Genomic DNA, 12,471 nt, shown 5'->3' on the forward strand with positions numbered 1-12,471 from the left:
TTTTTTACTTTCTGACAATAATTTTTTTCTATTTTGTCTTTAAAAATTAATACTCTATAAAAATCAATTAAGATAATTTATGAAAAACTTTGCAGAAAAATTTCTTGGCGCAAACCCCGAACTCAAAAAAATTGAATTCATATATGTAGATTTCAATGGTATCTCAAGAGGCAAAAGCGCTTCCCCAAAAACACTGATTAAGGCAGCTAGTGGCGGCTTAAAAATGCCAGTATCAAGCTATGTTTTAGATATTTGGGGTGATAATCCTAAGGGAACAGGTCTGGTAATGACAACCGGTGATGGTGATGCAACTTGCAAAGTTGTTGAAAATACTCTTGCAGTAACGCCTTGGAGCTCTAATCGAACTGCTCAGTGCCTTGTCAGTATGGAAGATAATGATGGAAACCCAATCTATGCTGATCCTAGAAACATACTTAAAAGTGTATTGAATCGATTTGATGAGCTTGGTCTTAGACCGGTCATTGCTCCTGAAATGGAGTTTTATTTAATCGATAACCAACTCACAAAACACGGGCATCCTCAAATGCCAATTATTCCTGGAACGAATAGGCGATTCAAAGAAGTTCAATTACTTAACCTTAACGTTATGGATGATTTTGAAGACTTCTTTGATCTGGTTGATAAAAGTGCTAAATCACTTGGTATCCCTTCAGAGACAGCAATTGCAGAGTGTGCCCCGGGTCAATTTGAAATCAATTTACTTCATCATGACGACCCGCTTCTGATGGCTGACCAAGCTTTTTTAATGAAAAGATCTATAAAGAACTGCGCTAAAAAATTTAACCTAAATGCCACATTTATGGCTAAGCCGTTTTCAGAGGAAGCAGGCAATGGTATGCATGCTCACTTAAGTATTATTGACAAAAAGGGTGACAATTTATTCAAGCTTGATTCAAATCACCAACCTCAAGGCATTTTTGCTGATGCGATTGCTGGTCTTCTAAAAACAACACCTGACTTTCTATCATTTTATGCATCGCACTCAAATTCCTACAGGCGTCTAGTTCATAATGCCGATCATGCACCGACAACGCTCAGCTGGGGCCATGAAAATCGAACTGCCTTAATCAGAATTCCCGAGTCATCACCAAGCGCTACTAGATTAGAATTTAGGCTTCCAAGCGCTGACTCAAACCCTTATTTAGTTTTTGCATCAATTCTCTCAAGTGTGCTCATAGGCATTCAAAATAAATACCCACTAAGCAAAGAGACGATTGGGAATGCTCATGCACAGCATACAGCTGAGCTAGGTATCACTTGGCGTGAGGCTGTTGAAAAAACTAGCAAATCAAAGATTGTAAAAGATTTTTTTGGAGAAGAATTCCAAAAGTCTTTTCAGGTTGTAAAAGAACACGAAATTAGCAGGTTTGAAAGCACTGTTACTGATTTTGAATACAATTCATATTTAAGACATCTATAGTAGAAACTGAATTGTAATTAAAAAAAGGTGATTATTAAATGCAAAAATTTAATATAATCCAATTAGTTAAAAGTAAAAATAAAAGGAGAAATAGAATGAAAAATAAGTTAAATAGTCTGTTTATAGCTGGAGCACTTGTATTCTCAGCTCAAACAGCGATTGCAGAAGAAGTAGTTAACGTGCTTAACTGGTCTGACTATATTGATGAACAGGTCAACGAGGACTTTACAGCTGCAACAGGTATTAAAGTCGTTTACGACGTATTTGATTCAAATGAAGTTCTTGAAGCTAAGCTTCTTGCAGGCGGTTCTGGATATGATGTGGTCGTTCCATCAAGTAGCTTCTTGGCGAGACAAATTCAAGCTGGTGTTTTTCAAAAGCTTGATAAATCAAAATTATCCAACATTGGTAACATGTGGAGTGATATCGAAGACCAAGTGGCGCAGTTTGGCCCTCTCAATGACTACTCAGTCAACTATATGTGGGGAACAACTGGAATCGGTTATAACGAAGGCATGATTAATGAAAGAATGGAGAATGCTCCAACATCATCCCTTGCAATGGTGTTTGACCCAGATGTAGTTTCTAAATTTGCAGACTGTGGTGTTCACTTACTCAATGCGCCTACTGAAATTATTCCAGCAGCACTTGCCTATCTCGGTGAGGATCCAAGAAGTACGGACTCTGACGTGATAGCAAAAGCTGAAGCTGTCTTAACTGCAGTTAGACCTCACATTCAAAAATTTCATTCATCGCAATACATTGATGCTCTTGCAAATGGAGATATCTGTCTAGTTGTTGGCTGGTCAGGTGATATCTTTATGGCGCAGTATGCTGCATGGGATGCTGAAAATGGCGTTGAAATCGTATACTCTATTCCTGAAGAGGGTGCACTCATGTGGTTTGATCAGTTAGCAGTTCCTAAAGATGCTCCAAACGCTGAAAATGCTCACAAGTACATCAACTGGATTATGGATCCTGAGCAGATTGCAACAGCTACAAACTATGTATGGTATGCAAACGGTAACTTAGCATCACAGCCGTTACTAGAAGAAGATCTGTTGAATGATCCAGCGGTTTATCCAACACCTGAAGTCATGGCTGGCTTATACATCAGCCCTACTTATGACGCCAGGTCACAAAGAGTCATTACTCGGACTTGGACTAAAGTAACTACTGGTCAGTAATCGTAAATCATAATTACCTTCATGATGCCTAGCATTGTGAAGGTTTTTACTCTATCTAACTTTTATGTCTGAATTGCCCTCGGTCAACCCATGGCTTGACCCTTCTCAAAAACCCTATATTCAAATTGAAAATGTAACCAAGAAGTTTGGTGACTTCACAGCCATAGATAATCTCAATTTAGATATTTACAAGAATGAGTTTTTCTCATTACTCGGCCCCTCAGGATGCGGAAAGACAACTCTTCTTAGAATGCTTGCTGGTTTTGAAAAAGTAACCAATGGAAGAATCCTATTGGATGGTGAAGATATTTCTGAGATTCCTCCTCATCTGAGACCCATCAACATGATGTTTCAATCCTACGCTTTATTTCCTCACATGACGGTTGAAAAAAATATAGCTTTTGGGCTGAAGCAAGACAATCTCCCACCTAATGAAATCAATCAAAGAGTTGAGGAAATGCTTCAATTGGTTGAGCTTACAGATTTTGCCAAAAGAAAACCGAATCAGTTATCTGGCGGACAAAGTCAGCGTGTTGCTCTAGCTAGAAGTCTTGCAAAGAGGCCTAAATTATTGCTTCTTGATGAGCCATTAGGAGCGCTTGATAAGAGACTTAGAGAGCAAACTCAGTTCGAACTTATGGATATTCAAGAGAAACTTGAAGTGACCTTTGTTATCGTAACCCACGACCAAGAAGAAGCAATGACAGTCTCGAGTCGCATCGGTGTTATGGATTCAGGAAACTTAGTTCAAGTAGCAACCCCTACAGAGATTTATGAAGCACCAGTCAATAAGGATGTCGCTGACTTTATTGGAGATGTTAATATTCTTAGGGGAATCTACAAGGGTCAAAATGATGTAGGCACTCAGCTCCACTCAGATGATTCAGACTCGATTGTTTTTGCAACGCAGGAGGTCGGTGCATCGACTGGAGATGAAATGTGGTTCGCAATTAGGCCTGAAAAACTTGAAATCTCAAAAAAGAAGCCAACAGATCAGCACAATATTTTAAATGGTAGGATCGAAGATATTGCTTATGGCGGTAGCTTCTCTACATATCATGTTCGGCTCGATAATGGCAGAATTCTCAAAGCGATTCGTGCCAATCGAGTTAGAACTGAAGAACATCACCTGACATGGGAAGATGAAGTCTATCTTCATTGGGCTCCTCACTCTGCAGTTGTTCTACTATCTTAAATTTTGATGGTTACTAGTCAAAGAACTCAAAGCCTCTTGAAATCTATTTTCAGTGGAAGGCGAGCTGTTATAGCGATTCCATATTTGTGGCTGTTAATGTTTTTTATGCTGCCATTTATCTTTGTTTTAAAGATAAGTCTTGCAGAACCCATCATGGCAATACCGCCCTATACGGCACTTCTTGAGTGGGGCGACTCCTTTTTTCCTTCTATTCGTGCCAGTCTTGAGAGTTACTTGTTTTTATTCAGCGACTCTCTTTATATTAAAGCCTACCTCTCTAGCTTAAAGATTGCAATTATCTCTACGATACTCACGCTCATTATTGGGTATTCAATTGCCTATAGCGTTGCCAAGGCTCCAACTCGTTGGAGAGGAGTCCTATTGATGCTTGTTATTCTGCCCTTCTGGACTTCTTTTCTAATTCGGGTCTATGCGTGGATTGGAATCCTTAAGACTGAAGGCCTTTTAAATTTGGCTTTAATGTCGATTGGCATTATTGATAAGCCTCTCATCATAATGAATACTGACCTTGCTGTTTATATAGGAATTGTCTACTCCTACCTCCCATTTATGATTTTACCTCTCTACGCTAATTTAGAAAAAATGGATATGAGCCTTTTAGAGGCTGCAGCAGATTTGGGGTGTAGACCCTTTAAAACTTTTTGGACTGTGACTATTCCACTCTCAATACCTGGCATTCTTGCTGGCTGCTTTTTAGTCTTTATTCCTGTCATGGGTGAGTTTGTGATTCCAGACCTTCTTGGCGGCACTAAAACCCTTATGATTGGTAAAGTGCTGTGGACAGAGTTCTTCTATAACCGAGACTGGCCGGTAGCCTCAGCAGTTGCAATAATATTGTTAGCCTTGTTGGTAGTCCCGATCATGCTTTATCAAAAGTCACAAGAAAAGGCAATCTCATGAAGAAGTTTGGAAACTTTAATATTGCTGCCCTAGTCATTGGATTTTCTTTTCTATACATCCCGATCATATTGCTCATACTGTTTAGTTTTAATGAATCAAGACTAGTGACAGTTTGGGGCGGATTCTCTACAAAGTGGTATGGTGAACTGATGCAAAATCAGGGCATAAAAGATGCGGCTTGGGTTACGATCAAGGTTGCATTTGTCTCCTCTACTATGGCAACTATTCTTGGAACCATTGCAGGCTTAGTCATGACTCGTTTTGGCAGTTTTAAAGGAAGGACTCTTTTTTCAGGGATGATCTATGCACCCATGGTCATGCCTGAGGTGATCATCGGTCTATCTACCTTACTCATGTTTGTTGCGCTCGCTGTTGATAGGGGCGTATTTACCGTAACTCTTGCTCATATCACCTTTTCAATGTGCTACGTTGCGGTCGTTATACAATCCAGAATGTCTAGTTACGATGACAGTATTACCGAGGCGGCGCTTGATTTGGGTTGTACGCCGTTCAGAACTTTTATATTAATAACACTTCCAATCATTCTACCTGCTGTCATTTCTGGATGGCTATTATCATTCACTCTGTCCCTTGATGATCTTGTGATTGCAAGCTTTACATCAGGTCCCGGCTCTACAACCCTACCCATGAAAATTTATTCAATGGTCAGACTCGGAGTTACGCCCGAAATCAATGCAGTTTCAACAATACTGGTTGGACTTGTTACGCTTGGCGTTGTAACAGCATCAATTATTGGCAGGAGACAAAAACAACAAACTATCTAATTCTGAGCAGTTTCAGGGACACTTTTATCCCCAAGGCTATTATAATTAGCCTCTTTCAATAAATATGAACAAGGTTTAAGTATGTTAACGAATTCTAGTCTTTTAAAAGAGCATGGCTATGTCAACGGTCAATGGGTTGGCGATGATGCAAAATCTCGCTTTGATGTCACCAATGCCTATTCGAATGAGGTGATTAGCTCTCTTCCTGATATGGGTAAAAAAGAGACTGATGAGGCCATTGATGCAGCAAATAATGCCTGGCCTGAATGGAGAGCAAGAACAGCCAAAGAGAGAGCTGGCATTCTTAAAAAGTGGTTTGATCTGATTATGGCTAATCAAGAAGACCTTGCGATTTTAATGACAGCTGAACAAGGAAAGCCAATTGCTGAGGCTAGAGGTGAGGTTGGATACGGAGCATCCTTTATTGAGTGGTTTGCCGAAGAAGGCAAGAGAACCTATGGAGATGTCATCCCAACTCCTGCCAATGACAGAAGGATTTTGGTTATCAAACAGCCTATTGGTGTGGTTGCATCCATTACGCCTTGGAATTTCCCAATAGCTATGATTACTAGAAAATGCGCACCTGCCCTAGCAGCAGGTTGCCCAGTGGTCATTAAGCCAGCCGCTGAGACTCCTTTATCTGCACTGGCCATTGCCGAACTTGCAGATCAAGCCGGAATCCCCAAAGGCATTTTAAATGTCGTTGTTGGAACCAACTCATCTGAGATTGGAAAGGCGTTGACAGACAGCCCTGTTGTTCGTAAACTCTCCTTCACTGGATCAACCGCGGTTGGAAAAATCTTAACTCGAAACTGCGCTGATACAATGAAAAAAGTATCGATGGAGCTTGGTGGTAATGCTCCTTTCATCGTTTTTGATGATGCTGATTTAGAGTCAGCAGTGTCTGGCGCACTTATTTCTAAATTCAGAAATACAGGGCAAACCTGCGTATGTACAAATCGATTTATTGTTCAGGAAGGCATCTACGATAAATTTGTTGAAAAACTCGGTGAAGCTGTTCAAACTCTCAACGTAGGTTATGGAATGGACGAGGGAATCAACCAAGGCCCTCTCATCAGTTTCAAGGCTCTAGACAAAGTAAAAGACCACTTAGCAGATGCAGTTGACAGGGGTGCGGTCATTGTGGCTGGCGGCAAACCTCACAAGAATGGCGGCACTATGTTTGAGCCAACCGTCATTAGTAATGTCGATACCTCAATGAAAATGGCTTCTGAGGAAACCTTTGGACCTCTTGCTCCCGTCTTCAAATTCAAAACTGAAGACGAAGCAATTAAGCTTGCAAATGATACTGAGTTTGGATTAGCCTCCTACTTCTATACTAAAGATATAAATCGCATCTGGCGCGTTTCTGAAGCTCTAGAATACGGAATGGTTGGCATCAATGAAGGCGTTATCTCTAACGAAGTGGCTCCATTCGGCGGCGTTAAAGAATCTGGCTTAGGAAGAGAAGGCTCACACTATGGAATTGATGATTTCATGGAACTCAAATATATCTGTATGGGTGGACTTAAGTAGGTTCTTTTATGATAATGATTGAATAATTCTACTCAATCGTTATCACAACATTTTTAAACATGATTTCTAGTGAGGCATTTCGCTGGTTGGTATAATGTCGCATTCGAATTTATAAATTACAAAAATGAAAGTTGGAATTCTTGGCCTCGGAACTGTTGGAGGCGGCGTCGTAAATGTGCTCCAGAAAAATAGTAAGTCTATCAAGAGGCGAACTGGAGTAGAGATAGAGCTTGTTATCGCTGGTGTTCGTGATATTTCTAAAAAACGCATTTGCGATACAAAAAAAATTCATTTAACGGAAGATCCATTTGAGGTAGTCAATCACCCTGATATTGATGTAGTCCTCGAGCTTATTGGTGGCTTTGGGCTTGCTAAGGAGCTTGTTGAAAAGGCAATCAATAATGGTAAACATATAATCACTGCCAACAAAGCACTTATAGGGAACCATGGGAATGAACTCATTAAGCTTGCAAACAAGAAGAAAGTTCGATTCCTGTTTGAGGCTTCAGTAGCGGGTGGAATTCCAATCATTAAAGCCCTAGAGCAAGGACTTAGTGCAAACAACGTTGAGTCAGTTGCTGGAATCATTAATGGTACCGGTAACTTTATCCTAACGGATATGAAAGAGAAAGGTAGAGACTTTAATGATGTATTAAAAGAGGCTCAAGCACTCGGATATGCTGAAGAGGATCCAACCTTTGATATTGAAGGGATTGATGCTGCTCATAAACTCTCGATATTGGCTGCCATTGCCTTTGGAACAGAAATTCAATTTGATAAAATCTATACAAAGGGTATAAGTAATATTTCAACCGAGGACATTCTCCATGCCACAGAGCTCGGATACACGATTAAGCATCTTGGAATTGCAAAAAGAGCTGAAAATGGGATTGAATTACGCGTTCACCCTACTCTCGTTCCCAACAATAAACTCATCGCTCAGGTTGATGGGGTGATGAATGCTGTTATGGTTAAAAGTGATGCCTTAGGTACAAGCCTTTACTACGGCCCGGGAGCAGGAGATGAAGCAACAGCCTCAGCAGTTATTGCAGACTTAAATGATATTATCAATAATCAAACCAGTAACCACACCTTGGGCTGGAAGTCACAACAAAAAATTAAAGTTGTTGACAACAACTCGATTCATAGTGAGTTCTTTTTGAGACTTTTAGTGACTGATGTAAAGGGGGTCCTTGCCAAGGTGACAGGAATATTTAATGATCACAACGTGAGTATTGAAGCCCTCATTCAAAAACAAGTGGATGAGAATAATAATGCTCACATTGCAATCACTACGGACAAAGTCAGCACTAAAACTGTGATGAGCATTAAAGATAAAATTGAAGCAAGTGAATTCAATCAGGCTGACGTTCAAATTATTCATATTGAATTACTAGACTAAGTTTTTTGGGGCACATATGAGATATACAGGATTAATTGAGAGATATAGAGACCGATTGCCAGTCGGAGATAAAACTCGCCTCATCAGCCTAGGTGAGGGAAACACCCCTCTCATCAGACTTGAAAACATTCCTTGTGAAATGGGAACACAAGTTGAACTTTACATCAAGTATGAAGGCCTAAATCCAACAGGATCTTTTAAAGACCGCGGGATGACTATGGCTGTCACCAAGGCTGTTGAAAGTGGCTCAAAGGCCATTATATGCGCGTCTACAGGAAACACTTCGGCAGCTGCAGCAGCATATGCAGCGAGAGCTGGCATTAAAGCTTTTGTCGTTATTCCTGAAGGAAAAATTGCCCTTGGAAAGCTTGCCCAAGCCATGATTCATGGGTCAACCATTATTCAAATTAAAGGTAATTTTGATGATGGAATGCAACTCGTCAAAGAAGTGGCAGAGTTTGCTCCAGTTTCAATTGTAAACTCAATTAACCCTTTTAGATTGCAAGGCCAAAAGACAGCTGCATTTGAAATTATTGAAGAGCTTGGTCATGCGCCGGATTATCATTGCTTGCCTGTTGGTAATGCTGGAAATATAACAGCTCATTGGATGGGTTATACTGAATACTTTGAGGCGGGTAAGGCCTCCTCAACGCCAACAATGCTAGGGTACCAAGCTGAAGGCGCGGCCCCTTTTATTCATGGCTCAAGAGTGGAAAAACCTGAAACTATTGCAACAGCGATAAGAATTGGAAACCCACAAAGCTGGGATAAGGCATTAAAACTCAGCAAAGACTCTAATGGCTGGTTTGACTGCTTTTCAGATAAAGAAATCCTCGCAACACAAAAACTATTGACTGAAAAAGAAGGAATTTTTTGTGAGCCAGCTTCCGCTATCTCGGTTGCCGGTGCACTAAAAGATATCGAGTCTGGAAAGATACCAGATGGGTCAAGTGTGGTTTGTACTCTGACGGGTCATGGTCTTAAGGATCCAGATACGGCAATATCGCAGTGTGATACTGGTGCAATGATTAATATTAACCCAACGCTGGAAGAGGTTAAAAAAGCTATCCTTGATAATATGTAGTTTTTTTCTGGCTGTAAAAGTTTATGATACTATCTAAGGATTTATGAGCAAACAGCACTACAAAACAATTGATCAGTGCGTAGGAGGGACTCCCTTAGTCCGGCTTCAGCGTTTGAATCCAAATCCATCAAACATTATTCTGGCAAAGCTTGAAGGAAATAATCCTGCTGGCTCTGTAAAAGATCGTGCAGCACTAAACATGATCAACGAAGCTGAAAATAGAGGTGATATTAAGCCAGGAGATAGACTTATTGAGGCTACAAGTGGAAATACCGGTATAGCATTAGCAATGGTCGCAGCAATCAAAGGCTACAAGATGACTCTTATTATGCAGGAGAACTTGTCCCAAGAGAGAAGGGATGCGATGACAGCCTATGGTGCAGAGCTCATTCTGGTTTCTAAGGAGCTTGGCATGGAAGGAGCGAGAGATCTAGCCAATGAAATGAGTGATGAAGGGAAAGGTCTTCAGCTCAATCAGTTTGCTAATGAAGATAATCCAAAAGCTCATTTGTCTTCTACAGCTCAAGAGATATGGAGCGATACCAATGGTGAGATTACTCATTTTGTGAGCTCAATGGGTACTACTGGAACCATTATGGGCGTTTCAAAATACTTAAAAGAAAAGAAACCTTCAATCCAAATTATTGGCATACAGCCTGATGGGGAATCTCATATACCTGGCATTAGGCGCTGGCCTGAGGGCTACCTTCCAACGATCTTTGATTCTTCAAGAGTTGATAGGATTATGGATGTATCTCAATCAAGTGCAGAGCAAGCCACCAGAGATCTGGCAACGCATGAGGGCATCTTTTCTGGCATATCTGCTGGAGGAGCTGTGGCATCCGCAATTGAACTGTCTAAACAGGTTGATGATGCGGTTATTGTCACCATTATCTGCGATCGAGGAGATCGATACCTATCCACAGGGGTTTTTAAGCCCTAGAATCTAACTATTTTTTGAAACTTAATACGTTTTGATGACTAGATTAACATCAAAATATGTGTACAATTGTAGGTTCGTAAATTCTTAAACACATAAAGGAGAAATAAATGAGTATTAAGTTAGGCTTTAAAAAGTCGTCAATTGCTATCACAGCATTACTATTATCAATAGGCATGACTGCTAAAGCAGGCGTCGTTTATGATTATATTAAAAATAATAATGAGCTAATGATTGCAACTGATGCAAACTGGGCTCCGTTTTCTTACATTAACGATGCGGGTGAAATGGAAGGTTTTGACGTAGATGTTGCAAGAGAGATAGCAAAGCGTATGGGCGTTGAAGCGCGCTTTATAACTCCTGCATGGGATGTCATTACTTCAGGCAACTGGAATATGCGTTGGGACGTGTCAGTTGGATCAATGACACCAACTGAGAGCCGCTCTGAAGTTCTAAACTTCCCAGCTGTATACTACTACACTCCAGCAGCGTTTGCAGTTCATACAGACTCGCCAGTGACTACATTAGCTGGCTTAAACGGTAAAAATGTTTGTACAACAGCAGCTTCGACTTGGGAAATGTACCTTCAAGGAAACCTAGATATGCTAAATGCTCCAGCCTTTTCATACAAGGTAACTCCTGGAACAATTACTTCTCTGGTTGACGGTTCAGCTTGCTTAGATGATACGCGTCTTGGGGCTGGCGTTCGTAATGACGCTGTTATAGATTCAGTACCTATGCTTCAAAATGCAATTGACTCTGGTTATCCTATTAAGTTCTTGGGCGATAACGCTTTCTATGAGCCTTTATCAATTGCTACTGACAAGGGCAATGATGATCCTGAGCTAGACGCTGAGATTGCTAGAATTATTGCAGAGATGCAAAAAGACTACACTTTGTCTTTGTTATCAATGAAGTGGTTTAAAAATGCAGACGGTAGCTCTAACGACTACACTGTTGCATATTAAACAAAGAGTAATACTATAAGTTTTACTTAAGTTAAGAGAAAGGTATGTTCGTCGATACCGTTGTTGAAGATAAGGCGCTGCACAAACCAGCATTTCTTATCGGTCTTTCAGTAGCGGTATTGGCGTTTTTCTTTGCCTTCAATTTCACCAACACCATCTTTGGTGAATTCTTATCTCCAGTTATTGGAAATCCTGAAGAAAGCGGTTTGTTTGGACGCTTTGTAGTCTCATTTGTTCTGTCTGTTATTTTTGTCCTCAACCTGCTTGCAATTAGTTTTGCAAGACTGAAGATACAAATTTTGATTGTATGGTTTGAGTTATTCCTTCTATTCCTAGCTTTTGCGTACTCGTTTGACCTGAAGCTATCGTTCATTCAGAGCAGAATTGGGTTAATGATATCTAAGGGACTTTTTACAACGATCTATATATCAGCGGTTTCCATCGTTATTGCGACTGCAATAGCAATAGTAGGAGCAATCGCTAAGCTTTCAAATAATGGTTTTGCATACGCTATAGCGAGTTTTTATACCTCACTATTTAGAGGGCTGCCCCTACTTTTACAGGTATATCTGATCTATAAAGGTCTCCCACAGCTGGGATTTATGGTGGATGCAATACCTTCTGGAATTGCTGCGCTCTCACTATGTTATGGCGCATACATGACTGAAATCTTTAGGGCTGGAATTCAGAGCATCCCTAAAGGTCAGTGGGAAGCTTCAAGAGCTCTAGGCTTTAAATCTGGACTCATACTTCGAAAGATTATTCTGCCTCAATCAATCCCTATTATCGTTCCTCCAACAGGAAACCAATTTATTGCGATGCTGAAAGACAGTTCTTTGGTCTCAGTTCTCGGCATTTGGGAGTTGATGTATCTTGCAAAAACGCTTGGTCAAAGAGACTTTAGACACATGGAGATGCTGCTTACAGCGGCCATGATTTATTGGGGATTAACCATTATTCTTGAGATGATACAAGCGAGAATTGAAAGAAAATACCAACAAAAAACTTGATG

Annotated in this window: 11 protein-coding genes; all 11 read left to right on the forward strand. The window is 40.5% G+C overall.

Annotation, left to right across the window (positions count from 1 at the left end; all coding sequences use genetic code 11):
• Positions 1 to 79 precede the first annotated feature (79 nt).
• Positions 80 to 1,441, forward strand: a complete 1,362-nt coding sequence (locus ACMAZA_RS06690; RefSeq protein WP_435188098.1) for a glutamine synthetase family protein — start codon at positions 80 to 82, stop codon at positions 1,439 to 1,441.
• 95 nt (positions 1,442 to 1,536) lie between these two features.
• Complete coding sequence (locus ACMAZA_RS06695) at positions 1,537 to 2,628, forward strand: polyamine ABC transporter substrate-binding protein (RefSeq protein WP_435188100.1); 1,092 nt, start codon at positions 1,537 to 1,539, stop codon at positions 2,626 to 2,628.
• 64 nt (positions 2,629 to 2,692) lie between these two features.
• Positions 2,693 to 3,823, forward strand: a complete 1,131-nt coding sequence (locus ACMAZA_RS06700) for an ABC transporter ATP-binding protein (protein WP_435188101.1) — start codon at positions 2,693 to 2,695, stop codon at positions 3,821 to 3,823.
• A 6-nt stretch (positions 3,824 to 3,829) separates the two neighbouring features.
• Positions 3,830 to 4,744 (forward strand): ABC transporter permease subunit, encoded by a 915-nt coding sequence (locus tag ACMAZA_RS06705; RefSeq protein WP_435188103.1) that lies wholly within the window; start codon positions 3,830 to 3,832, stop codon positions 4,742 to 4,744.
• Positions 4,741 to 5,529: an ABC transporter permease subunit gene (locus ACMAZA_RS06710; protein WP_435188105.1), complete on the forward strand. Its 789-nt coding sequence runs from the start codon at positions 4,741 to 4,743 to the stop codon at positions 5,527 to 5,529. Before ACMAZA_RS06705 ends, ACMAZA_RS06710 begins: the two co-directional genes overlap by 4 nt.
• Before the next feature lie 81 nt (positions 5,530 to 5,610).
• Positions 5,611 to 7,065 carry an NAD-dependent succinate-semialdehyde dehydrogenase gene (locus ACMAZA_RS06715; RefSeq protein WP_435188107.1) on the forward strand — a complete coding sequence of 485 codons (1,455 nt, stop codon included), beginning with the start codon at positions 5,611 to 5,613 and terminating at the stop codon, positions 7,063 to 7,065.
• 124 nt (positions 7,066 to 7,189) lie between these two features.
• A complete protein-coding gene (locus tag ACMAZA_RS06720) occupies positions 7,190 to 8,467 on the forward strand; it encodes a homoserine dehydrogenase (RefSeq protein WP_435188109.1) in 1,278 nt (425 codons plus the stop codon).
• A 16-nt stretch (positions 8,468 to 8,483) separates the two neighbouring features.
• Positions 8,484 to 9,551 (forward strand): threonine synthase, encoded by a 1,068-nt coding sequence (thrC, locus tag ACMAZA_RS06725; RefSeq protein WP_435188111.1) that lies wholly within the window; start codon positions 8,484 to 8,486, stop codon positions 9,549 to 9,551.
• Positions 9,552 to 9,594: 43 nt separating this feature from the next.
• Complete coding sequence (gene cysM / locus ACMAZA_RS06730; protein ID WP_435188113.1) at positions 9,595 to 10,494, forward strand: cysteine synthase CysM; 900 nt, start codon at positions 9,595 to 9,597, stop codon at positions 10,492 to 10,494.
• Positions 10,495 to 10,601: 107 nt separating this feature from the next.
• Complete coding sequence (locus ACMAZA_RS06735; protein ID WP_435188114.1) at positions 10,602 to 11,459, forward strand: transporter substrate-binding domain-containing protein; 858 nt, start codon at positions 10,602 to 10,604, stop codon at positions 11,457 to 11,459.
• Positions 11,460 to 11,503: 44 nt separating this feature from the next.
• Positions 11,504 to 12,469: an amino acid ABC transporter permease gene (locus ACMAZA_RS06740; protein ID WP_435188115.1), complete on the forward strand. Its 966-nt coding sequence runs from the start codon at positions 11,504 to 11,506 to the stop codon at positions 12,467 to 12,469.
• Positions 12,470 to 12,471 lie beyond the last annotated feature (2 nt).

It is taken from the genome of Pseudothioglobus sp. nBUS_23, from assembly GCF_051201565.1.
In the GTDB taxonomy this organism is placed as follows: Bacteria; Pseudomonadota; Gammaproteobacteria; order PS1; family Pseudothioglobaceae; genus Pseudothioglobus.